Origin of the sequence: Sulfurospirillum arcachonense DSM 9755, assembly GCF_000597725.1 — a bacterium.
In the GTDB taxonomy this organism is placed as follows: Bacteria; Campylobacterota; Campylobacteria; order Campylobacterales; family Sulfurospirillaceae; genus Sulfurospirillum_A; species Sulfurospirillum_A arcachonense.
In genome coordinates this window covers 50,537-74,331 of record NZ_JFBL01000008.1, presented here as the reverse complement: position 1 = coordinate 74,331, position 23,795 = coordinate 50,537, and the positions used below count along the sequence as shown (strand labels likewise).

General features: G+C 30.2%; 29 protein-coding genes. 8 read left to right on the top strand and 21 right to left on the bottom strand.

Annotated features, from left to right (window positions below; translation table 11 throughout):
- Positions 1-67: 67 nt before the first annotated feature.
- The 3 genes from hisIE to K354_RS0107755 are packed head-to-tail and all read left to right on the top strand — an operon-like array spanning position 68 to position 1,853.
- The gene (gene hisIE / locus K354_RS0107765; protein WP_024954940.1) at positions 68-742 is read left to right on the top strand and encodes a bifunctional phosphoribosyl-AMP cyclohydrolase/phosphoribosyl-ATP diphosphatase HisIE; all 675 of its coding nucleotides are present in this window, start codon (positions 68-70) and stop codon (positions 740-742) included.
- A 20-nt stretch (positions 743-762) separates the two neighbouring features.
- Positions 763-1,299, top strand: a complete 537-nt coding sequence (locus K354_RS0107760) for a DUF2393 family protein (protein ID WP_024954939.1) — start codon at positions 763-765, stop codon at positions 1,297-1,299.
- A gap of 11 nt (positions 1,300-1,310) precedes the next feature.
- Positions 1,311-1,853, top strand: coding sequence for a DUF2393 family protein (locus K354_RS0107755; RefSeq protein ID WP_024954938.1), 543 nt, complete (start codon positions 1,311-1,313; stop codon positions 1,851-1,853).
- Here K354_RS0107755 and mnmL read toward each other — a convergent pair.
- The 12 genes from mnmL to rlmB all read right to left on the bottom strand — a co-directional run bounded on the left by mnmL (position 1,850) and on the right by rlmB (position 12,144).
- A complete protein-coding gene (gene mnmL / locus K354_RS0107750; RefSeq protein ID WP_024954937.1) occupies positions 1,850-2,806 on the bottom strand; it encodes a tRNA modification radical SAM protein MnmL/YtqA in 957 nt (318 codons plus the stop codon). The two genes, K354_RS0107755 and mnmL, sit on opposite strands and share 4 nt — an antisense overlap.
- A complete protein-coding gene (gene purF, locus K354_RS0107745; protein ID WP_024954936.1) occupies positions 2,806-4,143 on the bottom strand; it encodes an amidophosphoribosyltransferase in 1,338 nt (445 codons plus the stop codon). The genes mnmL and purF overlap by 1 nt, the downstream gene beginning before the upstream one ends.
- A 1-nt stretch (position 4,144) precedes the next feature.
- Complete coding sequence (gene dapB, locus K354_RS0107740) at positions 4,145-4,915, bottom strand: 4-hydroxy-tetrahydrodipicolinate reductase (protein ID WP_024954935.1); 771 nt, start codon at positions 4,913-4,915, stop codon at positions 4,145-4,147.
- Positions 4,916-4,925: 10 nt separating this feature from the next.
- The gene (gene trxB, locus K354_RS0107735) at positions 4,926-5,858 is read right to left on the bottom strand and encodes a thioredoxin-disulfide reductase (RefSeq protein WP_024954934.1); all 933 of its coding nucleotides are present in this window, start codon (positions 5,856-5,858) and stop codon (positions 4,926-4,928) included.
- 33 nt (positions 5,859-5,891) lie between these two features.
- Positions 5,892-6,332, bottom strand: coding sequence for a hypothetical protein (locus K354_RS0107730; protein WP_024954933.1), 441 nt, complete (start codon positions 6,330-6,332; stop codon positions 5,892-5,894).
- Positions 6,333-6,418: 86 nt separating this feature from the next.
- The gene (trxA, locus tag K354_RS0107725) at positions 6,419-6,733 is read right to left on the bottom strand and encodes a thioredoxin (RefSeq protein WP_024954932.1); all 315 of its coding nucleotides are present in this window, start codon (positions 6,731-6,733) and stop codon (positions 6,419-6,421) included.
- 80 nt (positions 6,734-6,813) lie between these two features.
- The gene (locus tag K354_RS14895; protein WP_281169402.1) at positions 6,814-7,119 is read right to left on the bottom strand and encodes a YraN family protein; all 306 of its coding nucleotides are present in this window, start codon (positions 7,117-7,119) and stop codon (positions 6,814-6,816) included.
- A gap of 16 nt (positions 7,120-7,135) precedes the next feature.
- A complete protein-coding gene (locus K354_RS0107720) occupies positions 7,136-8,410 on the bottom strand; it encodes a homoserine dehydrogenase (RefSeq protein ID WP_024954931.1) in 1,275 nt (424 codons plus the stop codon).
- Complete coding sequence (locus tag K354_RS0107715; RefSeq protein ID WP_024954930.1) at positions 8,403-9,626, bottom strand: LL-diaminopimelate aminotransferase; 1,224 nt, start codon at positions 9,624-9,626, stop codon at positions 8,403-8,405. Before K354_RS0107715 ends, K354_RS0107720 begins: the two co-directional genes overlap by 8 nt.
- A 91-nt stretch (positions 9,627-9,717) precedes the next feature.
- Complete coding sequence (locus tag K354_RS0107710) at positions 9,718-10,539, bottom strand: hypothetical protein (RefSeq protein ID WP_024954929.1); 822 nt, start codon at positions 10,537-10,539, stop codon at positions 9,718-9,720.
- On the bottom strand, positions 10,533-11,468 hold the full coding sequence (locus tag K354_RS0107705) for a hypothetical protein (RefSeq protein WP_024954928.1): 936 nt from the start codon (positions 11,466-11,468) through the stop codon (positions 10,533-10,535). Before K354_RS0107705 ends, K354_RS0107710 begins: the two co-directional genes overlap by 7 nt.
- Complete coding sequence (gene rlmB / locus K354_RS0107700; protein WP_024954927.1) at positions 11,461-12,144, bottom strand: 23S rRNA (guanosine(2251)-2'-O)-methyltransferase RlmB; 684 nt, start codon at positions 12,142-12,144, stop codon at positions 11,461-11,463. The genes K354_RS0107705 and rlmB overlap by 8 nt, the downstream gene beginning before the upstream one ends.
- A 162-nt stretch (positions 12,145-12,306) precedes the next feature.
- On the opposite strand from rlmB, the gene K354_RS0107695 reads away from it, so the two are divergent.
- Both K354_RS0107695 and K354_RS15340 read left to right on the top strand, forming a co-directional pair.
- Positions 12,307-12,702 carry a PAS domain-containing protein gene (locus K354_RS0107695; protein ID WP_024954926.1) on the top strand — a complete coding sequence of 132 codons (396 nt, stop codon included), beginning with the start codon at positions 12,307-12,309 and terminating at the stop codon, positions 12,700-12,702.
- Complete coding sequence (locus K354_RS15340) at positions 12,699-14,804, top strand: cache domain-containing protein (protein WP_024954925.1); 2,106 nt, start codon at positions 12,699-12,701, stop codon at positions 14,802-14,804. The genes K354_RS0107695 and K354_RS15340 overlap by 4 nt, the downstream gene beginning before the upstream one ends.
- On the opposite strand, the gene rsmI is transcribed toward K354_RS15340, so the two are convergent.
- The 4 genes from rsmI to K354_RS0107670 form a co-directional block, all read right to left on the bottom strand.
- Positions 14,796-15,608, bottom strand: coding sequence for a 16S rRNA (cytidine(1402)-2'-O)-methyltransferase (rsmI, locus tag K354_RS0107685; RefSeq protein ID WP_024954924.1), 813 nt, complete (start codon positions 15,606-15,608; stop codon positions 14,796-14,798). The genes K354_RS15340 and rsmI overlap by 9 nt on opposite strands.
- Positions 15,609-15,620: 12 nt before the next feature.
- A complete protein-coding gene (rpmE, locus tag K354_RS0107680; RefSeq protein ID WP_024954923.1) occupies positions 15,621-15,821 on the bottom strand; it encodes a 50S ribosomal protein L31 in 201 nt (66 codons plus the stop codon).
- 130 nt (positions 15,822-15,951) lie between these two features.
- A complete protein-coding gene (locus K354_RS0107675) occupies positions 15,952-16,620 on the bottom strand; it encodes a 16S rRNA (uracil(1498)-N(3))-methyltransferase (protein WP_024954922.1) in 669 nt (222 codons plus the stop codon).
- Positions 16,621-17,007, bottom strand: coding sequence for a hypothetical protein (locus K354_RS0107670; protein ID WP_024954921.1), 387 nt, complete (start codon positions 17,005-17,007; stop codon positions 16,621-16,623). It abuts the gene before it with no gap.
- Between the two features lie 71 nt (positions 17,008-17,078).
- On the opposite strand from K354_RS0107670, the gene K354_RS0107665 reads away from it, so the two are divergent.
- On the top strand, positions 17,079-18,158 hold the full coding sequence (locus tag K354_RS0107665; protein ID WP_024954920.1) for a molybdopterin-binding protein: 1,080 nt from the start codon (positions 17,079-17,081) through the stop codon (positions 18,156-18,158).
- Positions 18,159-18,183: 25 nt separating this feature from the next.
- On the opposite strand, the gene moaA is transcribed toward K354_RS0107665, so the two are convergent.
- Positions 18,184-19,152 (bottom strand): GTP 3',8-cyclase MoaA, encoded by a 969-nt coding sequence (gene moaA, locus K354_RS0107660; RefSeq protein ID WP_024954919.1) that lies wholly within the window; start codon positions 19,150-19,152, stop codon positions 18,184-18,186.
- A 110-nt stretch (positions 19,153-19,262) separates the two neighbouring features.
- Between moaA and K354_RS0107655 the strand changes: the two genes are divergently transcribed.
- Entirely contained in the window at positions 19,263-19,772 is a 510-nt protein-coding gene (locus K354_RS0107655; protein ID WP_024954918.1) for a PAS domain-containing protein, read from the top strand.
- Entirely contained in the window at positions 19,738-21,192 is a 1,455-nt protein-coding gene (locus K354_RS0107650; protein WP_024954917.1) for a methyl-accepting chemotaxis protein, read from the top strand. Before K354_RS0107655 ends, K354_RS0107650 begins: the two co-directional genes overlap by 35 nt.
- Here K354_RS0107650 and K354_RS0107645 read toward each other — a convergent pair.
- Genes K354_RS0107645 through mqnP form a run of 4 tightly spaced genes read right to left on the bottom strand, consistent with a single transcriptional unit; the run spans position 21,152 to position 23,782 of the window.
- Positions 21,152-21,877 carry a uracil-DNA glycosylase family protein gene (locus K354_RS0107645; protein WP_024954916.1) on the bottom strand — a complete coding sequence of 242 codons (726 nt, stop codon included), beginning with the start codon at positions 21,875-21,877 and terminating at the stop codon, positions 21,152-21,154. The two genes, K354_RS0107650 and K354_RS0107645, sit on opposite strands and share 41 nt — an antisense overlap.
- The gene (locus tag K354_RS0107640; protein WP_024954915.1) at positions 21,877-22,383 is read right to left on the bottom strand and encodes a DUF6115 domain-containing protein; all 507 of its coding nucleotides are present in this window, start codon (positions 22,381-22,383) and stop codon (positions 21,877-21,879) included. Before K354_RS0107640 ends, K354_RS0107645 begins: the two co-directional genes overlap by 1 nt.
- A 1-nt stretch (position 22,384) precedes the next feature.
- On the bottom strand, positions 22,385-22,912 hold the full coding sequence (locus K354_RS0107635) for a hypothetical protein (protein WP_024954914.1): 528 nt from the start codon (positions 22,910-22,912) through the stop codon (positions 22,385-22,387).
- Positions 22,913-23,782, bottom strand: coding sequence for a menaquinone biosynthesis prenyltransferase MqnP (gene mqnP / locus K354_RS0107630; protein WP_024954913.1), 870 nt, complete (start codon positions 23,780-23,782; stop codon positions 22,913-22,915).
- Positions 23,783-23,795 lie beyond the last annotated feature (13 nt).

Sequence of the window (23,795 nt, the reverse complement as noted above, 5' to 3'; positions counted from 1 at the left end):
CTCTTAGTGAAGCTAAAGCTTTGGTGAGAGGAATTTTCAAGGGGCTTTTGCCTCTAGGAGAAATTAAATGATCGATAAAATCGATTGGACAAAAAACGATTTGATTCCTGCCATTGTGCAGGAATCAGAAAATGGCAAGGTATTGATGCTTGCTTACATGAACAAAGAAGCTGTTGAGCTTACACTATCAACGAACCTTGCTCATTTTTACTCAAGAAGTAGAAAAAAGATGTGGAAAAAAGGTGAAAGTAGTGGAAACTTACAACATGTAAAAGAGATATATCTTGACTGTGATTTGGATACTATACTATTAAAAGTAAAACAAGATGGTGGATGCGCATGTCATACAGGACGTGAATCTTGTTTTTTTAATAGAGTTGACATTGATGAAGCCCCAAGTGAAATAATCTCTCAAATAGACTCTTATAGTACTAGTGATAAGCTCTATCACACTATTCAAGAAAGAAAACTTGCAGATCCAAAAACTTCCTATGTTGCTTCTTTATTTAAAAAAGGTGAAAACAGTATACTTAAAAAAGTTGTTGAAGAAGCAGGTGAATTTAGTTTTGCAGTAAAAGACAATGACGAAAAAGAGATTATTTATGAAGCTGCTGATTTAGCTTTTCATACTTTAGTAGCCTTAGCTTATAAAAATGTAAATCCTGATTTAATAAAACAAGAATTAGAAAGAAGATTTGGTCTTAGTGGAATAGAAGAAAAAAACTCAAGGGAAAATACCTAAAAAAAGCTATAGGAGCTATCTTGTTTCAATTAGAGGGCATAAAAAATGCTATTTTAATATATGTTAATAACTTTAGCATGTATGATTATGTAGGATTTGCTTGGTTAATTCTTATATTTTTTGTCACTATACTCTTAGCCGTAGTAATGGCAAAAAAGAGTCCAGTTTTTTCTATTTTCATTTTTATAATTTCACTTATCCTTCTTTTTGCAGGCCCTTTTATTCTTAAAAATTACTTAGATGATTATTTAAGAGGATCAACAAATAAAACATTATTAGTAAAAAAACTTCATTTTTCGAATGCTTTAATTGTAAATGGAGAAGTTACCAATATTTCTCAAAAGAATTTTTATATATGCAATGTTACAATTTCTCTCTTAAATCAAAGTGACAATTATATTAAAAATATATTCAACCAATTAAAACCTTTACGAAAACAGACGATATCTATAGACGAGCCTATAGAAGTAAACAGTACAAAAGAGTTTAGAGTAGTTTTTGATCAATACACTCAAATAGATGATATCAATGTTACTATAAATTCAGTATGTTATTAAAAGGAGTATAGTTGGCTTATTTTACTATTTTACATATAATCACCCTGTTAATTTTACTTGTTTTATTTATTATTGCCTGTATAGTAGCTCTTAAACAAACTAATAAAAAAATATTGTTTTCTATGCTATTTGCAAATTTTTTAGTTATCACTATGTTGTCTGTTTTTTCTATGTTTGTGCTTGATAAATATACAAAAATAGCAAAACTTGAAAACATGACGCAAAAACGTATTCTCATGACAGAGTCTTTAACTATTAGCGGTAAAGTAAGAAACATTGGAAATTTTGATATAGGAAAATGTTCATTAGAAGTAAAATTAGTAAATAATGCTATTACAAGCAATGAAGTGAGTGGTTCACATATATTTTCTCCAATAAGTGGTTTAGAATTTCTATTTGGTAAAAATAAAGAAACAAGACCTTCTACAATACTAAATGAATTTGTAATAGCAAAGAACTTTAAAAAAGGTGAACTTAAGAACTTTTCAATAACTATAAAATACCCACCCTATTTTCAAAAACCTTTTATGAACTATAAACTATATTGTCACTAATACTCATATCCTTCTTTTTTTAAAGCTTCTTTTATATTGTACATTTGCCTATGTTTATTATTACACCAAAAGGGAGATAACAAACTATCATCACTAATACCTGCTGTTATTCTTTGAACCATCATCTCTTTTGGTATTAATTTAATAGTTTTCACTAAAGTATCTATATACTCTTCTTCGCTAATAGGTGTAAATTGTTTCTTTTTAAAATCGTTAGCAAGTGCTGTTTTTTTAACAACATAAAGGGGGTGAATTTTTATAGACTCAACACCAAGTTCAATCGCTTTTTTCACACTCTCTAGCATCATTTCTTGAGTTTCACCAGGAAGTCCAAATATAAGGTGGGCACAAACTTTTATACCATATTTACGTGTCAATTTTATCTGCTTTTCTATATCTTCTATAGTCTCTGCACGATTTATTTTCTCTAAGGTTTCATTATATACTGATTGGATTCCATACTCAATCCATATCTCTTTTGTTTTTGCCTTTTCAGACAAATACTCCAATATCTCTTTTTCTATTGAATCTGCTCTTGTACCTATACTAATACCTATTGTATCTTCAAAACTAAGAGCTTTATCATAAAGTGCTTTTAATGTTTTAAATGGAGCATATGTATTTGTAAATGATTGAAAATAGACTAAAAACTTTTTTGCTTTAAATTTTTTTGCTAAAATTTTCTTTGTTTGATTAAATTGTGATTCTAATTGAACAAGCTGTGAAGCGATAAAAGGGTTTTCTACTGATGTATGATTTAACAAAAATCCTTTAGGCTTTTGTATACCTAAATTTGGACTAAATGATTCATTTTCACAAAATACACATCCACCACGAGCTTTACTCCCATCTATATTTGGACAAGTAAAGCCCAATATAGATATAGGAGTTTTATATACATTGCAATTAAAATGTTTACGGAAGTATCTTCCCGCCGTTAAAACTTCTTGCATTATTTAATAAAATAATTTCCATCAAAACTTACAAGAGAATAGTTTGTATCACTACCAAGACTTTGTTTTAACGCATCAATACTTAAAAAGCTGAGTGTATCTGCTTCTATATATTCTCTTATCTCTTCTACACTCTTATTTGCTGAAATCAACTCTTTATAACTTGGAGTATCTATCCCATAACGATCAGGATGTTCTATTGTTGGAGATGCAATACGAACATGCACTTCACTTGCACCTGCTTCTTTTAAAATTCTTATAATTCTTTTTGCAGTAGTTCCTCTAACAATACTATCATCGATAACAACAATTCTTTTGCCTTTTAAAAGAGAACGTATTGGCGAAAGTTTTAATTTAACTTTCATATCACGGCGTTCTTGAGTTGGCTCGATAAATGTTCTTCCGACATAATGATTTCTTACAATTCCCATTTCAAAAGGAATTCCACTCTCATTTGCATAACCTAAAGCTGCACTCACACCACTATCAGGAACAGGTATAACTAAATCAGCTTCAATTTGACATTCTCTAGCAAGTGCTCTTCCCATCTCTTGTCTTGTAGCATATACATTTTTTCCTTCAATATCACTATCAGGACGAGCAAAATAAATATACTCAAATGCACAGATATGTGGATCTGGCTCAAAAAGTTGAATACTTTTATATGTATCACTACCTTTTTCAAAAACAATCATTTCGCCAGGTTTAATATCTCTAATAAACTCTGCTCCAACTAAATCAAAAGCACAAGTCTCACTTGAAACTATAAAGCCACCATTAGGAAGTTTTCCAAGACTAAATGGTCTAACACCATATCTATCTCTTATAGCAAACATCTTTGTTCTGCTTTGGATACAAAGACAATATGCTCCTTTTATAACCTTCAGAGCTTCTATAATTCTATCTTGTAAATGTCCTTCATGACTACGGGCAATTAGATGAATTATATTTTCTGTATCCATAGAAGATTGAAAAATTGCTCCCTCTTCAATCAAAGAGTTTCTCACTTCATTTTTATTTATCAAATTTCCATTATGGACTACAGATAATTCTCCCAATTTATAACTAGCAAACACAGGTTGAGCATCAAGAACTGATTCACTTCCAGCAGTAGAATATCTATTATGCCCAATAGCCATCTCTCCTGCTAAAGATTTTAGTGCTGTTTCATCAAAAACATCAGTTACTAAACCTCTTTTTTTAATTGTTTTTATGTGTTCTCCACTGCTAACACTAATCCCTGTTGCTTCTTGCCCACGATGTTGCATAGCAAACAACGAATAATACGCAATACGAGCGGCTTCATTATCTCCAAAAACTCCAACAATTGCACACATTTTAATTTAATCCTAAACAATCACTTATATGGTATAAACCATTTGGTTGATTTACTATCCATTTTGTTGCTCTTAGAGCACCTTTTGCAAAAGTATCTCTACTTGTTGCTGTATGGTTTAATTCTATAAATTCACCATCATTATAAAAACCAACCGTATGTCGTCCTACAATATCTCCACCACGAAGAGCCATAATAGCAATTTCATCTTTACTTCTCTCACCAATAAGTCCATTTCTTCCGCTTACCCTAACATCATCAAGTTCTAATCCTCGACCACGTGCAGCATGTTCACCTAAAGTAATTGCTGTTCCACTAGGTGCGTCTTTTTTATACCTATGATGTTGTTCAACTATCTCTATATCAAAATCACTTAAACTTTTTGAAGCTAACTCTACTAGTTTGTTCATAACAGCAACACCAAGTGACATATTTGTAGAGTAAAGTATAGGCATTTTGGTACTTGCTTCTTTTAAAAGATTAAGTTGATGTTCACTAAGCCCTGTTGTACCAATTACTAAAGGCGTAGGATTCTTTATAGCTTCTTCTAAAAGTGCTTCTGTTCCCATCGCTATTGTAAAATCTATGATAACATCACTGTTTTGCAAAAGAGTATGAGTCTCACTTGTCACTTCAACATCATCAGGAAGAGGAAAATCAAACTCTTCAATTGCATGAAGTACAGAAACCTGAGCATCTTCTTCTTTTTTTAAATTTTCTATTAAAAGTCTCCCTACTCTACCCGTTGAACCATGTATCCCAACATTAATCACTTATTTATCCTTAATCGTTTACGTATTCTAAAGCTTGTATTCCTGCTACTGCACCATCACCTGCTGCACAAACTACTTGTTTTGCTGCATCAATTCTAATATCACCTGCTGCAAATAATCCTTTTACAGAAGTTTTCATTTTTAAATCAACAATAACATTTCCATTATCATCTAAATCACATAAATAACTTCCATCTTCTTGTAATAAAATCGAGTTATTGACATTCATTCCGACAAAAACAAAAATTCCAGGAACATCCAATGTCTTTTCACTCTTATCTTTACCAGATACAACAACTCCCGTAACACCCATCATATCACCAAGAATTTCTTTAACACCTGAATTTAATATAAGTTCAATTTTTTCATTATTTTTTACTTTTTCTATTGTAATAGGAGATGCTCTAAATGTATCTCTTCTATGAATCAGATATACTTTTGAACAAATATTTGCAAGATAAAGTGCTTCTTCAAGAGCAGTATCGCCACCACCCAAAACAGCAACTTCTTTTCCTTTATAAAAAAATCCATCACATGTAGCACAAGTGCTCACGCCTTTTCCAAATAATTTTTCTTCTCCTTCTACTCCTGCGCGTCTAGGTGTACTTCCTGTTGCAACAACAACACTTTTTGCTTCAACAATATCTTTACCCATAACTGATACTTCAAAAATACCATCATCTCTTTTAGTAACTCTCGTAACTTCATCCATGCTATGTTTCATTCCAAAACGCATAGATTGCTCTGGCCAATTTTCCATGAGTTCCATACCAGTAACCTCATGAGAAATTCCAGGATAGTTTTCTATCTCACTACTTCCTGTAATTTGTCCTCCAGGCATACCTTTTTCAAACATAATAACATCTTTTAGTCCACCACGAGTGGCATATAAACCAGCTGTCAAACCAGCAGGTCCTCCACCTATTATTGCTAAATCTATCATTCTACCATACCTTTTTACTCAAGAAATTATAATTTATTCTACCACTTCGATTAAACTATCTTGTTTAAATCGAGTACCTTTAAATCTTTTTAATGCAAAAGCACTTGGAAGTTCATATATATTGAACCTTTGAATAACTTTTAAAAGAGTATTCATACCACTTGCAATATACAAAACATTACCTTCTTTACCTCTTTTTTGCTGAAACATATCAATGGCTATTATAGGATTATCTTTAGATATTTTATCTAAAACAGTATTAAGTTCTTGCATGTTTGAGCTATATATAATTACTGTATATTTATCACTTATCGGATGAAAAATATCTTTTTTGGTATAAAAAGTCCATTTAGAAAAGTCAATAAATTTATATTCAGAAAATCTATAATTAGAGTATGCGAAAGCGGCAGCTATAAGCGCTGCACCAAAAAAAGAAGCAAAAACAAGGGAGAATTGTCCTCTCCCCCTATTCATTTAACTTCTCCTGCAGGTTGAAATACATCCAAGCTGCATTTCTCTCACTTAAATTATATAATTGGTGAGAGAAAAAAGAAGTCATTTTATAATGAATTAATCTTATCTGCTAAAACTTGTTTTGATGATGCACCAACCATTTGGTCTACTAATTCACCATCTTTAAAAAATAGTATTGTTGGTATAGATCTAATTCCATATTTTACAGCTATATCTTGTTCTTCATCTGTATTTACTTTACATATTTTAGCTTTTCCATCAAAATCTTCTGCTAATTCTTCTATTACAGGTGCTAGCATACGACAAGGTCCACACCAAGGAGCCCAAAAGTCTACTAGAGCTGTTCCCTCTGCAATTGATGCTTCAAAATTTTCTGCATTTAGGTCTATATATTTTCCCATTATTTTCTCCTTGATTTCTTAATTTATAGCGAATTATACAGCTTATAACTTTAAACTTTCCATAGTAGACAATATTACTCTTAATAGCTGATATTTTCTACAATTTCTATTAATTTTTCATTTACTAAAAGTGCATCAACCTGATAGTCAGAGTCAATATTTTTTTTATACATGTAATAATCTACTGTCTTAATTATTTTAGCTAATTTTTTTGGAGTTATTCTAGTGAGTGGATCATAGTCTTTTGAGTATTTAACTTCAAAAAAATGTAATATATTATCTTTTTTTGCAATTATGTCAATTTCTCCAAAACGTGAATAAAAATTTGTCTCTACAATAGAGTATCCATTTTTACTAAGATACTCTACTGCTTTATTTTCGGCAATTTTACCAATAAGTAAACTAATCTTCTATCCTAATCATCACTGGTTTTTCTTTACATATTTCTAATTTTTCTAACTCTGTTATAGCATTTTGAATGTCTAATTCTTTACACTTATGTGTTGAAAAAAGTAACGTCGCAAATGAGTTATCTTTAGTATCTGGTTTTTGTAAAAAACTATCAATTGAAATATTAAAACTACACAAAGTTTTTGCAATCTTTGCTAAAACTCCAACTTGGTCTACTACTTTGACTCTCATATAATACTTTGTTTCTATATCATTTGCATCTAAAAGTGTAAAACCGCTACCTTCTAATGTTCTTTTAAATCCAAGCATTGGTGAACTCTGTCCAGCTCTTACTATATCAATAAGATCAGCTATAACAGCACTAGCCGTTGCATCTCCACCAGCACCAGGTCCATAATACATAGTTTCACCAACTCTATCACCAATAACGCTAATACCGTTCATAACATCATCTACTTTTGCAATCATTTGCAAACTTGGTACCAAAGCTGGATGAGCGCGAAGTTCTACTTTTCTATCATCACATTTTTTTGCAATAGTAAGATGCTTTATGCTGTAACCAAACTCTTTTGCAAAAAAGATATCTTCGCTATTGATGTTTTCAATTCCTTCTATTAAAATATCTTCAGGATTAGCATGAATACCATAAGCAATACTTGCTAAAATCAGAAGTTTATGAGCAGCATCAAATCCACCTACATCAAATGTTGGATCAGCTTCTGCATATCCCAACTCTTGTGCTTCTTGCAAAACTTTTTCAAACTCAACATTTTCGTTCATCATTTTTGTTAAAATATAGTTACAAGTTCCATTCATAATACCTTTTATGGAGTTGATATGGTTTGCACTGAGTCCCTCACGAAGAGCTTTAATAATTGGAATTCCCCCAGCAACACTTGCTTCAAATCCAATAGGAACATTACCCGCTTTACTTTGTAACTCATATCTATGATATGCCAAAAGTGCTTTATTGGCTGTAACTACAGATTTTCCATTTTTAAGAGCTTTTTTTACAACTTTAAATGGCTCATCTACTCCACCCATCAACTCTATCACCACATCAATATCATCATTTTCTAAAACATCATCAATATTACTACTAAGAGGTATATTAACCCCTCTATCCTTACTAGTATCTCTTACAATTCCCATAATAGGAACTATTTTTTTACCACTTCTTGCTTCTATAATATCACTATTTTCTTGTAAAATTTTAACTACACTTGCACCTACTGTGCCTACTCCAATTATTCCAACTTTAAGCATCTTTACTCTTTTCTAAACTCTTTAAATATTTTTTCAAATTTCTCGCTGCTTGGCGAATCCTATTTTCATTTTCTATAAGAGCAATTCTTACATAACCTTCGCCACCTTCACCAAAACCAATTCCGGGACTTACTGCGATTTTTGCTTCGGTTAATAACTGCTTGGCAAAACTCATGCTGCCCAAGTGCATGGCAACCTCTGGAATTTTTGCCCAAATAAACATACTAGCATTTGGTTTATCTATTTTCCAACCAGCATTTTCAAAACTCTCCAATAACACATCTCTTCTTTTTTGATATGTATTTATTATTTCATCCACACACTCTTGTGGACCATCAAGTGCTACTGTAGAAGCCACTTGAATTGGAGTAAACATACCATAATCAAACCAAGATTTTATCTTTTGAAGAGCTCCTATAAGTTTTGGATTTCCAACTATAAAACCAACTCTCCATCCAGCCATAGAATAGCTTTTTGAGAGTGTATAACTCTCAACTGCAACATCTTTTGCTCCTGAAATTTCAAGTATAGAAGGAGTTTTATACCCTTCAAAAGTTAAATCTGCATAAGCAATATCACTAATAATATAAAATCTCTCTTTTTTTGCATAAGCAACTAACTCTTCATAAAAACTCTTTTGTACAGTTACTGTCGTTGGATTGTGAGGGAAGTTTACTACTACAAATTTTGGTTTTGGCACAGAATCTGCAAAAGCTTTTTTTAAATTTTTAAAAAATGCCTTAGTATCAAGTTCATATTTTTCATTCCATTCTAAACCCATTTTATGTACATTACCACCAGCAATAATAAAAGCATGAGAATGTATAGGATAAGCAGGATCTGGAACAATAGCAACATCACCAGGATTTGTTATAGCTTGAACTAAATGTACATATCCTTCTTTACTTCCTAAAGTAGCCACTGCTTCACGATCTGGGTCTATATCAACCCCATATTTTCTACTATACCATTTACAAATAGCAAGTCTAAGTTTATAAATACCCTTACTTGCACTATAACCATGAGTTTTATCTTTATTTGCTGATTCAATTAGTTTATCTATTATATGCTGTGGTGTTCTACTATCTGGGTTTCCCATAGAGAAATCTATTATGTCTTCACCAGATCTTCTGGCATTAAGCTTAATCTCGTTTATTTCTGCAAATACATAATTTGGTAATCTTTCAATTGTGTTAAACCTAATTTCATCGAACATATTATTTCTCCTTTTAATTTAATTTTTTCTTTTATCTAAACTCGTCCAGATAAATTCATATCACTAAAGATACGGCTTTACCAAGATTTTTTTAATTTCTACTTCTAAGATATATAGAGATTCCTCTTTTGATATTATCTAAAGTGTATATATCGGCTACTTTAACATATTTTGCATCTCTTGGAATATTTATCTTTAAAGTATTTGTTATTTCATCTTTTCTGTAATCTTTAACTATATGTAGTTTTTCATCATAAAAAACTATATTTGGATACCACTTGTCTGCTATTCGTGAACGAAAAGAGATACTTTTCATCTCTTTTACATTGATCCAATAAGGTTTTATAGGTTTTTTTAGCTTTACTGTTGTATTTGGTTCCACTTGTTTTGCATCAACTTTTATATTATCTGTATTTATTTCATAAATCCATTCATTTTCACTTTTTTTATCTATCTCTTTAATATAGCAACCCCTTACTTCCAACCTTTTTGCAAAAATTGTTGGATCTACTATATGTTCTGTTGAGATAATTATTTCCCATAGAAATCCATTTTCATCTTTTAAAGCTCGTTTTGTTAAAAAAAAGTTATATCCCATTGACAAAAGTGATTCGTTAATAACTCTCATAAAAATCAATGAATTATCTTTAGTAAAAAATGATAAATTTAACTTTTGGGGATTATTGTAAAATAGTTTTAAAAGACCACTTGTTTTAAGTTTTGTTAACACTTTAATGTCATTAACACTTTTATCCGTATTTAAAAACTCATTTTTATCTTTAAATAAAATTTTTATTAAATTTTTTTGTATTTTATACTGTCTTTGACCAATAAAGTGTTCAATTTTTTTGTCTAATAAACTTGCTTGGATAAACGTCGTTATAAAAAACAATACTAAGGCAATTCTTACCAAGCTTTACCCTCATTTAGTTCTCTAAATCTTCTCCAACTTATCTCTGTTATATTTGCATCTTTAACTAAAAATCTCATTGGAGCTTGTTTATTAAATTTTTTTATTCCATCTTTTGCAGAAAGATCAAAACTTCCATGTCCTGTTGTTATAATCTGTTCTCGTGATATATCAATAGAAAAATTTCCCTCACCTAAATATGACCTTCTTTTTTTGTCATCAAGATAAATTATACCTACCCATAACTTATTATGTGGAATAATTATCGCTTCATCTTTAAATCTAGGACTATTTTTTTCATAAACTTCTGTTTTTGTTATTGTCTCATTAATTGGAATTTTTTTTTCTGTATCTACAGTATCATTTTTATCAACAGTTTGTATAATTTCTTCTTTTTCTACATCTTCTTGAACTACTGTATCTACAGTTTCATCCAAAGTTTCATCTGCATTGATTTGTGCGATGGTTGCATTATCTTCTTGGTCGTTATTCTTAACCATATCCAATGATTCTTGTGTCTCTTGAACTATACTTGCTTGTTCATAACTTGATGTTCCATTATTCATGTAATTAACAAAATCAATTTTATCTTGAAATATAGAGAACAGTATACTAAGAATACTCCCAACTAAAAGTATCAATAAAAAAACTAAAAATTTCTTACTTTTTTTATTATCATCTACGACGATAAAAAGACCATCATTGTCTTCCTCATGGCGATTTTCCTGCCAATACTCTTCAAAGGCTTCATTCCAAGTAGATAAATCCAACTGATACTCTCGAGAAAGTATTTTAACAAAACCTAAAGTATTGATTCTATTTAATTTATCAAAATCACAATCTATCATATATTTTATATATTTCTCTTCTATATGAGTCTCTTGTGAAACCTTTTTTAATCCTATCTCTTCAAGTACCTTAATCTTATCCATTAGTAATCCTGTCACATATCACCGCTGTTGCCGCACTCACATTCAAAGAGTCAAAAGCTCTCGCCATTTTTATTGAAATAATTTTATCTAATTTTGCTTTTACTTTTTTATTGATTCCTTCACCTTCACTTCCCATAACCAAAGCTACTTTAGAATCAAATTTTACCTCATTTACATTCATACCATTCATATCTGCCCCATAAAGAGTAAAACCTACTTGCTTTAACTCATTTGCCATGTCTAAAGCAGAAGGGTAAAGTATAATTGGTAATTCAAAAACAGCTGCACTACTTGAACGTATAATTGCTTCTAAATTAACACTTTTTATTCCACTAATAATAACACCATCAGCTCCGAAAGCATATGCACTTCTTACTATTGCACCTATATTTCCAACATCTGTTATTTCATTTAAAATTACTAAAAATGAACCGTTTTTAACTACACTAAAATCACTATATTCTAAATCTTCAATCTCAGCAATAAACCCTTGGTGATTTCCTCCACGACTAAGTGATTGTGCCTTCTGATTGTCAACACGAACTATTGTACTAGTCGCATTCGCAATTGTTGAAAAAAGTTTTTGCTCACACTTCTTTGCTAAGTAAACTGTCTTCAACCTATTAGGATAGTTATTAAGTACATGTAAAAATAATTGTTTGCCATATATAATCATGGATTTATTGTATCTAAAATCACTTAAAATAATGTCAAAGAGTAATTTTAATGAGAAATATTTGTTCCATTTTACTTACTTTCTAATACTATTCTAATTTTTAACTTGTTCTTAATTTATTGAGAACTATAATAATATATACCACAAAAAAAGGATTATTTTATGAACACAATCGATAATGAAAATATACTAGACGATAGTGCCTTACTTGTTTCTGAAACAGATTCTAAAGGGAAAATCCTTTATGCAAATGATCTTTTTTTAGAGCTAAGTGAGTATACATTAGAAGAAATGATTGGTAAACCTCACAATATGATAAGACATCCAGATATGCCTAAACAAGCATTTAAAGATATGTGGTCCACTATACAAAAAGGGGATGTATGGGAAGGATTTGTTAAAAACAAAACAAAAAATGATCATTTTTACTGGGTATATGCGACAGTTTTTCCATATGGGGAAAACCATTATCTCTCTGTAAGAAAAAAAGCTGAAAGAGATGAAATAGAAAAATATGAAATAATTTATAAAGATATGAGACAAGGAGAATCAAAATGAGAAACCTTTCAATCCAATCAAAATTAACAATACTAATTGTAGGGGCTCTCACTTTAGCAGCATTTATTACTTCAGCTTCAACTATCGCTATTATGCTTTCAAAGACTGATACTCGATTAGCAACTTTTAAACAGACAATGACACAAAATAAAATCAATTCTTTAAAATCAAATATATCAATAGCAAAAAATGCTATTGTCTCTTTTTACGAAAATTCCAAAGAGCAAAATATAGCAAATGAATTAAAAGAAATTTCATTTGAATTTAAAAATACTCTTGATCGATTTTATGAAGCAAATAAAGATAACTTTAGTGAAGATGAATTAAAAAGTAAAATCATTGAACTTGTTAAAGCATTTAGATATGACAATGGTCTTGGTTATTTTTGGATTAATGATTTAGAAGAAGTTATGATTATGCATCCTATTAAACCTAGCTTAGATATGAAAAACTTACGTAATCTGAAAGATAATGATGGAGTTTATCTTTTTCAAGAAATGTCAAAAGTTGTTAAAAAATCAGGAAGTGGTGTAGTAAAATATAAATGGCCAAATCCAAAAACACATGAGATAGAAGACAAAATAAGCTTTGTATTTAAATTTGAACCTTATAACTGGGTTATAGGAACAGGAAAATATAAAAGTGAAATTATAAAAGAGTTCCAAAAAAAAGCAAAAAATGTTATTGCAAAACTGAGATACGATAATGGTAAAGGCTATTTTTGGATTAATGATTTTAAACCAAATATGATTATGCACCCTATCAAGCCTTCACTAAATGGAAAGGATCTAAGTAAATCAAAAGATCCTACAGGAAAATTTTTATTTAATGAAATGATCAAAGTTGCTTCTGAAAAAGGTAAAGGTGTTGTTAATTACATGTGGCCAAAACCAGGATTTGAGAAACCTCAACAAAAAATATCTTACGTTGAAGCTTTTAAAGAGTGGGGATGGATAGTTGGTACTGGAGTATATGCAGATGATATTGAAACTTTAGTTCAAAAAGAAAAAGCTTCTTTAATGGCTCAAATTAAAGAACAACTTATAAGTAATGTAATAATTTTGGTAATAACAATTTTAGTATTTGCATTGATTTCAAGATTTTTAACAAAGAAATTAATTGGAACAAGATTAATAAACCTAAAAAAATATATAGAAAATTTTTCACTATACGTTACAAATAAAAAGAACGAATTAGACTTTGAAATACACGATAATTCTCCAGATGAGATAGGTTCCACTGTACAATTAATTGACAAAACATTTGCACAATATAAAAAAATTCATACCGATGATGTTAGAAGTGTTGGTGAAGTACTTCTCATAAGTTCAAAAATGTCTAATGGAGAATTTAAAGACAGAACCTCTTTTCAATCATCACACTTTTTGACAAACCGTCTCTCTTATGAAATAGATTTTATGAGTAATAAACTAGATGAAGTTATAACAGCAACTATAAACTCACTCAAAAATTTTCAAAATAGTGATTTTAGTAAAACTATTGAGATAGAGACATCTTACCAACTTAAAGATTTAATTAATGGCGTTAATGCACTTGGAGTATCTTTAAAAAATACTATCGAAGAAAATAAGATACAAAGTACAAACATACAACAAAGTGCAAATAAAATAGCTTCTTCTATCACTACAATAAAAGATGAACCACTTCAAGAATTAGATAATATTGTGCAAGATACAACTACTGCGATGAAAGAGATGTCTTCTTCTCAACAAAATTTATCTGAAAACCTTATCCATCTAACTCAAAATGCTAAAGAAGCAGAAGATGCACTTAATATCATAGCTGAAATTGCTGACCAAACAAACTTGTTAGCACTCAATGCTGCTATAGAAGCAGCACGTGCAGGAGAACATGGTCGTGGTTTTGCTGTTGTTGCTGAGAGTGTTAGAGACCTAGCTGATAAAACAACAGAATCTTTACAAGAAATTCAAATGACTATAAAAGTTATGGTAGAAAACATAACAAAAAGTTCTGATGGAATGAAAAGTAATTCAAAAGAGATGGAAAAACTAACAGAAGATGTTCAAAACATACAAGATAAAACATCTGCTATATTAAAAATAATGGATAATTTAACTTAGAAGTTGATTGTACCAATCCTTGACACTCTCTCCTGTAACTTTTGCTAAAAGCTTAGCTTTTTGTTTAGGAGGGAGATCTAAATTGAGAATATCTTCTTTAGTAATAGCATCACCTTTTTCTTTTATATCGCTGTCTATAACAATGACCCATTCACCCCGAAGATTTGCCTCTTTAAACTCTTCTTTTATTTCTATACAAGTTCCTACAAAACGTCTTTCAAATTTTTTCGTTGCTTCTTTTATAAATATTGCTCTTCTATTTGGTAAAAGTTTTGCTAACTCTTCAATAAGTTTTTCTATTCTATGAGGTGATTCGTATACTATCATAGGAACCGGCGAATTTTTTATCTCTTCTAGCCCTATTATTCTCTCTTTACCTTTATGTGGTAAAAAACCAAAAAAAGTAAACTTAGGATTTAAAAATCCACTAGAAGCATATGCTAAAAGTGCTGCATTTGCGCCAGGTACTATCTCATAATTTATGTTTTTTTCTTGACAAAAAAGAACAAAATAACTTCCAGGATCACTTATACAAGGCATTCCTGCATCACTTAAATATGCTACAGTTTCATCAAAAATAGATAAATCTATATTATCTAAAATATGTTTTTCATTATGCGAATGAAGTGAAATAAAGTTTTCTATATTAAATTCTAAATTATGTCTTTCACTAAGAAGGGAGAGAAGTTTTTTTGTTATTCTTGTATCTTCACAAAACAGAGTGTGACACTCACAAAGAAGTTTCAAACTCCTTTGTGAAATATCATCTAAATTTCCTATCGGTGTAGGAATAAAGTAAACCAAAACGGTCAGGAGCTATTTTAAGTTATATTTTTTCTTAAATTTCTCAACTCTACCTGCAGCATCAACAATTTTTTCACTACCTGTGAAAAATGGATGACATTCACTACAGATATCAATTCTCATTTCTGATTTGTTAGACATTGTTGCAAAGTTGTTTCCACACGCACAAGTCACAGTACATTCTACATATTCTGGATGTATATCTTTTTTCATTTCTTTATCCTAAAAATTAATAATAAATTGCCCTAGCTCTTAAAAATACAGTAAACCCTTGAAAGCGTCCACTACTATATAGCAGGGAAGGGGAATTGGGATTATATCAAAAAGAAGCTTTAATTTCAAGCTAAAGTATGATTTTTGCACAAACTCCAACAACTGCTGTCTCACTTTTTAGTATATTTGTACTTTTTAACCCAAATATTTTTCTTTTTTCAAAAAGTTTTCTCTCTTCTTCACTAAACCCACCTTCTGGTCCAACTAAAAAGTTACTAACCTCGACATCTTGACTTAAATAATTTTGGCTAAAATCTATAATAGCACTACAAGGATACTTTTCTAAATACTCTTGCACACTATTTAGTACTTCTAATTCCATTAAAATACTTCTACCAGATTGTTCACTTGAATTAATTAAAATTCTTCTTAATCTTTCTTCATCAATTTTATAATTTTTTTGTGAAAAATCAGCATAAACAAAAGTAACTTTTTTCACACCCATTTCATTTAACATCGCTATATTTTTTTCAATAGTTTTAGGCTCAACTACACACCAACCAACATGAAGGTTACATGTAGAGATATCCTTAGTCTCTTTTATATTAATAAGTTTTAATATAGCCTCTTTTTTTGTAATAGACTCTATCTCATAAGTATAAAGATTACTATCTTTTAAATTTCGCCAATCAAGCTTTTGCCCAATAGCTACTCTTCGCACTTTAAAAATATGTGAATAATCTTTTACATGTAAAGATAAATTTGGCTCACCTGCCACATCAGCATAGATAAACTGCACTTACTTCACCATATGTGTTGCGCCTATTGTAACTACAATTAACACTATATCTAACATATATTTTTTCTTAGCAAATGCTCTATAATGTACATTTGTTCCATACTTGTAAATCTTAAAAAGTTTCATACTCATAATAAATATAACAAGCCAAACAATTATCATAAGCATAACACTATGCGACATATAAAACTGATAAGCACCTAAAATAAGTACTCCTGTAAAAATAACAGCAGCAAGAAACATATAATATATTGGATTAATTAACTTTACTTTTTTTGAAAACTCTTTGTTTGTAAAAATAAAAAATAAATTTAAAATAGCTACTAAAACCATTGCATATACAAAATATTTATGAAACTTTATTGACGTTAAAATCAATTCTTCCATTGTGTTTCTCCTTTTAAAGAAAAGATAAATTTTTAATTTTGATATAATTATAGCTTAAAGGACTTTACCAAATGATTAGTTACAAAAATGCTCTTGAAATTATAGCCAACGAAATTTCAACTGCGTCTGAAACAAAAAACCTGCCTTTACTCGCTTGTGTTAAACATATTTGTGCTGAAGACTTATATGCTTCTTCTGATCTTCCATCTGCGCCAATTAGTCTAAGAGATGGCATTGCACTTTTAGGCAATAAATCTTATCAAGTCTCAACCGGTGATACATTAAAAGAAGGAACAGTAGCTGTAATTCCACTTGAAGAAATCAATAATTCAAATCATGTAACAATGAAACAAAATATAAAAGAGGTAGCAGAAGACATTAAAAAAGGTGAACTTCTTCTAAAAAAGGGAGATTATATTACAGCATATAGTATAACCTCTCTCGCTTCTCAAGGTATAAAATCTATAAAAGTATTTAAAAGAATTAAAGTCAGTATTTTAAGTATTGGTGATAACTTATGCCCCATTCAAAAAGATATTAAAGAAGGAGAAGTTTACAACTCTAATGCTCTTTCACTTGGGGCCAGAATTTTAGAAAGTGGTGCAAATATACACAAGGTATGGCAATCTAAAAATGATAAAAATGAAATTTTAGAATGCTTACAAGAGTTAAGTGAAAAAAGTGATTTTATAGTCACAACTGGAGCGATGAGTATGCATGATGCGATGAGTAAAACTCTCTATAGTGATGAATTTAAAATTTTATTTCATAAAGTCCAAATTGCCCCCGCTAGTCCAACAGCACTAAGTATTTTTAATGAGACTCCAATACTGCATCTTCCAGGTCTTCCATTATCCTCACTCCTTGGCTTTGAATTACTTGGAATTCCTACTTTGAAAATTATTAAAAATGAAAATATTCAAAATAAAAAAAGTATCTTTGTAAAAAATGAAGAAGAGTTTACATGTAAAGATAACTGTACAAGTGCTATTCCCGGCTTTTTTAATGGTATAACTTTCAAAAGTGCCCCATCTTTTAAAGCTGGAATGCTAAATGTACTTGCAAAATGCAATGGTTATGCGCTCATAAAAAATACAAACATCATTGAAAAAGATGCCTTTGTAGAATTTTTTGCTTTTTTAAAAAATTAATAGTTCTGAAAACTATTAATTTTTATCATCCACCCGTTTCATAAAATGCTCGACTAGAAGTTTCATTGTTATCATCGCTGCTCCATTTGTTTTTTTCTGGCTTATTTTTTAAAACCTCTTTTAAAACTTCTGCAGCAGCCCCAATATCCCCTGATTGGACAGCTTTTTTGATACTCATCGCTTCTTCAAAGTATAAACAAGGGATTAAAAGCCCCTCAGCAGTCAAACGAATACGATTACAATCTTCGCAAAAATCATGTTTATGAGGACTAATAATGCCAAATCTATATCCATCTTCAAACTCAAACATTTGAGCTGGACTTGCCGTATCTCTTTTGACTTCTTGAAAATTATATTTTGTAGCAACTATTTCTTGAATTTCATTACTATTTAAACCTACAAGTTTTTCTTTTGCATGTTGGTTTTCCATATATTCTATAAAACGTATAGGCATATCTCTTTGTTTACAGTACTCTAAAACATCTAAAAGTTCTTCTGCATTGACACCTTTTAATGGAACATTATTAATCTTTATACCAAGACCAACTTCCCTAGCTTTTTCAATACCTTCTTTTACTTTTTTTAATACATCTTTTCCAGAAATCTTATGAGCTACATCATCTTTTAACGTATCTAATGACACATTAATTCTTTTTAATCCTGCATCTTTTAAATCTTGTGCAATGTCACTAAGTAAATAACCATTCGTTGTTAAAGCGATATCTAAACCTGATTTATAATCATTTATCATTCTAATAAATTGATCCAAACCTTTACGTAATAACGGCTCACCACCTGTTATACGTATCTTATCAATGCCTTCATCTATCCCTACTTTTATAAATAAAAAGAGCTCTTCAAATGAGAGTAAATTCTCTTTTGGAACCCAAGAAAATGGTTTTTCAGGCATACAATATTGACATCTAAAGTTACATCTTTCAGTGACTGAAACTCGTAAATAATTTACTTTTCTTCCATATCCATCTAATAACACTTTATATTCCTAATTTTTGATAAAACATTATATCTTTTTTTTTAATGTAATTGTAAAACACTCTTAGGTAATATAGTTAAAATGTTGTTGTTACACAAATGGAGCTAAAGATGAAACCATCCCCTATAAATAAAGAATCAGTTGTTAAAGCTGATGCATTTTTAGTATCAAAAACTGATACTAAAGGAAGAATTACTTACTGCAATCCACCTTTTATGGAAATTGCAGGATACAAAGAAACACAGTTATTAGGAAAACCTCATAATATTGTCCGTCATCCAGATATGCCTAAAGTTATATTCAAATTACTTTGGGAAAAAATTCAAGCAAAAGAAGAAATTTTCGCTTATGTAAAGAACATGAGTGCTGATGGAGGTTTTTATTGGGTATTTGCAAATGTAACTGCTTCTACAGACAATAAAGGTAATACAATTGGTTATTATTCAGTCAGAAGAAAACCAAATCCTAAAGCACTAGAGGTTATTATTCCTCTATATAAAGAACTTATTGAACTTGAAAACAAAGATGGCATAAATGCCTCTTATTCTCATATAGAAAAGTTATTAAAAGAAAAAGGAATGAGTTATGAAGAACTTTCAAATCATCTTCAAAGATTATAAACCTCAAATTTTATTAGGTATAACATTATTTGCTGTTAGTGTATACCAGTTTAGTAGTGGAGACTTACTAAGTGGTTCAACTCTTTTAACAGGAGCTATAGCTGGGTCTTTTTTTGGAAATCGTAAAACTATTCAATGTGATGCTGAACTTTATGAAAAACTTCTTGCAGTCACAGCGGAAGCAGGAAAAGGAAACTTAGAACCTAGGATTATTAATATAGATAATACAAACCACTTGGGTAAAATTGCTCAAAATGTAAATGATTTACTTGACCAAGTAGAAGCAATTCAAAGAGAAACTAAAACTGCTATAGAAAGTGCTAGTGCTGGTAAAACTTATAGAAATGTTTTCAATGAAGGGTTTAGAGGTATATTTAGTGCAAATGCTCAACGCATAAGTAAAGGTGTTTCTGGTATTATCAAAGGTCAAAAAGGCCTTACAAAAGGTCTTTTAATCACTGAATTTTCAAAACTAGGTAATGGAAATAATGGTATTAATGATATACAAAAAGATTTAAATAGTAGTATAAAAGTGATGAGTGACATCTCTATATCTTCTGGAAAAACTGCTGATAAATCAAACCAAAGCCTTAGTCTTGTAAGTAGTGTTTCTAATGATTTAAAAGAGCTTCTTGAACTTATCAATAACTCTAATGCAGCAATTACTTCTTTAGGTGAAAGAACTGCTGAAATATCTTCTATTGTTGCGCTTATTAAAGACATTGCAGATCAAACAAATCTTTTAGCACTCAATGCTGCAATTGAAGCTGCTCGTGCAGGTGAACATGGTCGTGGATTTGCTGTTGTTGCAGAAGAAGTTAAAAAATTGGCTGAGCGTACAGGAAAAGCCACTTCTGAAATAGGTATAACAATACAAACACTGCAACAAGAGACAACAGGTATTCAAACAAATTCAGAAAGAATAAATGATATTGCAAACGCTTCTGAAGATAGCATCAATAATTTTGAGCATACTTTACATGAGTTCAATGAAACTGCAAATAACACAGCTAAGATAGCTTATACTATGGAAAATAAGACTTTTGTTACTTTAGCAAAAATTGATCATATTGTATATAAAACAAGTGCTTATACTGCTATACTCAATGAAAACTATGATGAAGAATTTAGCCATCATTCAAACTGTAGACTTGGGAAATGGTATGCCGAGGGTCAAGGTAAAGAAAGATTTTCTTGTAAAAAAGTATATCCTCTCATAGATGAACCTCACAAAATAGTACATGATAAAGTTCATGAAAATATGAATATTGTACAAGAAGGAGGAGGTTATAGAGCACAAGAATTAACTCCATTAGTACAAAACTTCAAACAAATGGAAGAAGCAAGCACTAAATTATTTGGTTTACTTAATGAATTATCTAGTGATGAAGTTCCTTGTCAAGAAGAGACATTGGCTTAAAAAGTTCCCAAACTTTTGTATCATGAATAAACCCTATATTGTAAGGATGTAGGGTTTCAATTGTTTTGTACTCCAACGCAGCAGGTAAATTCTTTTTAATATCTTTAGCCATAGCTCCAAACAAAATTAACTCAATTTTATAAGATTCAAGTCTACTCAAAAGTCTTTGCATAAACACTCTAAACTCTTTTACATGTAAATTAGTATCCTCTTTACATGTAAAGATTAAAGCTATATTTAAAAGCAATACCCCACTTTTTTGAAAGTTATCTTTTAACTCATTAATTGAATCAATGAATTTTTCTTTATTTAACTTTGCTATAGCTTCTTGAGATAAATCATCACTATTTAAATACCCTTCACTTAAAAGAAGCATTTTTAAAAAATTCCTCAAACTAGTTGCCCTATTGACCTCTTTAGAAAATCCTTTTTGGGAAAATATATTTTTCACATTTCCATCTATAAAAGCATATCCAGTAGCACTTTGTTCTCTAGGATAAGGGTCTTGTCCAAAAAGAATATACTTTGTTTTATCTAATGGAAGTGTTTTAAATGCATTTAAAAAATTTGTATAATTAGGAAAATAACCTTCATTTGCTTCTAAAAATTTCCTGTATTTTGGTGTTAATCCATCATAAGCATATGTGATTATTTCACTCCAAGAATTATCTACATCTAATGGCATTATTTTAAGTTAGCCAACTTTAAAACTAAATCAACCTCACCAATACCAATACGTAAATCTTTCGCAATAGCAGCTTCACTCTTTCCTGAACCATATTGTGCAATAATAAGCTTTTCATTGGAGGCCGTATTTCCTGCTGGAATATAACTTATCTCACTTGAGCGCTCTTCCATTCTATCTATTCTTTCTACTTGTTCATCTTGAAAACTTTGCATAACATGCTCTATTTCTCTCATTGATTCTATCAAAGGATAAACACTATGTTGCACTTTTTCTTTGACTCTATCTTCAAGAATATCATCCATCTCTTCTATAAATTTATCTCTTTGTTTTGAAAGTTCTATTATCTCTTTTCTAAGTCTATGATTTTGTTGGGCTAAATTATCTATACTTTGCTCATACCTTGAAAGTTTTTTTGATGTCTCTGTATCTTTCATACTCATCATAAGAAAAATTATCACAATCAACACTGTTAGTCCAATTAAACCCATTAACTCTAATGACATATCAAATCCCATCTTTATTTGCCCTCATTTCTCTTATCATAATTCTTTCTCTAGCTACTACGTACGCATTCCAATCTTTTTCATCTCTTTCATGAAGTAAGACTATCTTAGCTTCATTTTTACTCACTGCTTTAAAATATATAGGAACTTCTCTTTTTGGAAAAAAAGGCATCTCAACTCTTCCATAATATTTTCTATCTTTTTCAAATAGTTCCTCTTTAACTCTAAAATACTCATAATTGATAGCCTCAATATCACCTTTACATAGAAGCCCAATCAACTCTGTTTTTTCGCCTCTTATGTAAGAGTTCAAATCATCTATTTTTCTATGTAGTTCTACCACTAAAGTAAGTAAAACTTGATCGCTCTCTCCTGTTTCTCCACGAGCTTTTGCAAGTCTTAACCACTCTCCAACACTATCATCATCACTAGAAGAAAGAGAATCATACTCTCTTTTATGCTCTTCTAAATTTTCATCAATGTCAAAAGTTATTTTTAAAGGAGCACTTACATAACGAATTAAATCCATTTAAAACCTATCTAGAAAAATTAAAATAAAGAACATTATGCCTAAATATCCATTAAGAGTAAAAAATGCTCTATCTATTTTTGTAAAATCTTTAATAACAATTTTATGTTCCATAAAAAGTATACATGCACTTAAAAACACTCCTAAATATGCCCAAATACCTAAATTTGCACTTATAACAAACAATAACCAAAAAAGTATTGTTTGGGCATGAAAAAGACGCGATATAAAAAATGTTGCATCTTTCCCATAAACTGAAGGAATAGAAAACAATCCTTTCTCTTTATCATACTCCATATCTTGTAAAGAATATAGTAAATCAAATCCAGCAACCCAAAACATTACTCCAAAAGCTAACAAAACTGACCACAGAGTAATACTTTGACTCACTGCTACTACACCAGCTATTGGAGCTAATCCTAAAGATATACCTAAAATAAGATGGGCGTAAGATGAAAAACGTTTAAAAATTGAATATCCAGCCAAAATAACAAGTATAGGTATTGAAAGTATTAAAGCAAGATTATTAATAAAATATGCTGTTAGTATAAAAACTAAAGCATTAATGCCTATAAATAATTTCATATTTTTATTTCCAACACGACCATCTACACTTGGTCTTGAAGCTGTTCTTGGATTATCTTTGTCTATATCTCTATCAACATATCTATTAAAACTCATAGCAAAGTTTCTTGCACTAATCGCAGCAATTAGACCTAAAAGTAAAAGTTCCCAACCAAACCAAGAAGTTTCATTAATCTCTTTAGAAGATACTATCATAGCAATAAAAATAAATGGAAGAGAAAATATAGAATGCTTAAACATAATAAGCTCATTTATATCTTTTAATATTTTCAAGAAATTTTGCAAATCAACCCTTTGT

What these genes read in the sequence shown, in the direction of transcription:
- K354_RS15340 (WP_024954925.1), top strand. Translation starts at nt 12,699, where the DNA reads ATGAGAAACCTTTCAATCCAATCAAAATTAACAATACTAATTGTAGGG.
- mnmL (WP_024954937.1), bottom strand. Translation starts at nt 2,806, where the DNA reads ATGCAAGAAGTTTTAACGGCGGGAAGATACTTCCGTAAACATTTTAAT.
- rlmB (WP_024954927.1), bottom strand. Translation starts at nt 12,144, where the DNA reads ATGATTATATATGGCAAACAATTATTTTTACATGTACTTAATAACTAT.
- K354_RS0107670 (WP_024954921.1), bottom strand. Translation starts at nt 17,007, where the DNA reads ATGGAAGAATTGATTTTAACGTCAATAAAGTTTCATAAATATTTTGTA.
- K354_RS0107665 (WP_024954920.1), top strand. Translation starts at nt 17,079, where the DNA reads ATGATTAGTTACAAAAATGCTCTTGAAATTATAGCCAACGAAATTTCA.
- K354_RS0107655 (WP_024954918.1), top strand. Translation starts at nt 19,263, where the DNA reads ATGAAACCATCCCCTATAAATAAAGAATCAGTTGTTAAAGCTGATGCA.
- K354_RS0107730 (WP_024954933.1), bottom strand. Translation starts at nt 6,332, where the DNA reads ATGAATAGGGGGAGAGGACAATTCTCCCTTGTTTTTGCTTCTTTTTTT.
- K354_RS0107645 (WP_024954916.1), bottom strand. Translation starts at nt 21,877, where the DNA reads ATGCCATTAGATGTAGATAATTCTTGGAGTGAAATAATCACATATGCT.
- K354_RS0107705 (WP_024954928.1), bottom strand. Translation starts at nt 11,468, where the DNA reads ATGGATAAGATTAAGGTACTTGAAGAGATAGGATTAAAAAAGGTTTCA.
- K354_RS0107695 (WP_024954926.1), top strand. Translation starts at nt 12,307, where the DNA reads ATGAACACAATCGATAATGAAAATATACTAGACGATAGTGCCTTACTT.
- K354_RS0107650 (WP_024954917.1), top strand. Translation starts at nt 19,738, where the DNA reads ATGAAGAACTTTCAAATCATCTTCAAAGATTATAAACCTCAAATTTTA.
- rpmE (WP_024954923.1), bottom strand. Translation starts at nt 15,821, where the DNA reads ATGAAAAAAGATATACATCCAGAATATGTAGAATGTACTGTGACTTGT.
- hisIE (WP_024954940.1), top strand. Translation starts at nt 68, where the DNA reads ATGATCGATAAAATCGATTGGACAAAAAACGATTTGATTCCTGCCATT.
- K354_RS0107720 (WP_024954931.1), bottom strand. Translation starts at nt 8,410, where the DNA reads ATGCTTAAAGTTGGAATAATTGGAGTAGGCACAGTAGGTGCAAGTGTA.
- purF (WP_024954936.1), bottom strand. Translation starts at nt 4,143, where the DNA reads ATGTGTGCAATTGTTGGAGTTTTTGGAGATAATGAAGCCGCTCGTATT.
- trxA (WP_024954932.1), bottom strand. Translation starts at nt 6,733, where the DNA reads ATGGGAAAATATATAGACCTAAATGCAGAAAATTTTGAAGCATCAATT.
- K354_RS0107715 (WP_024954930.1), bottom strand. Translation starts at nt 9,626, where the DNA reads ATGTTCGATGAAATTAGGTTTAACACAATTGAAAGATTACCAAATTAT.
- K354_RS0107635 (WP_024954914.1), bottom strand. Translation starts at nt 22,912, where the DNA reads ATGGATTTAATTCGTTATGTAAGTGCTCCTTTAAAAATAACTTTTGAC.
- trxB (WP_024954934.1), bottom strand. Translation starts at nt 5,858, where the DNA reads ATGATAGATTTAGCAATAATAGGTGGAGGACCTGCTGGTTTGACAGCT.
- K354_RS0107640 (WP_024954915.1), bottom strand. Translation starts at nt 22,383, where the DNA reads ATGTCATTAGAGTTAATGGGTTTAATTGGACTAACAGTGTTGATTGTG.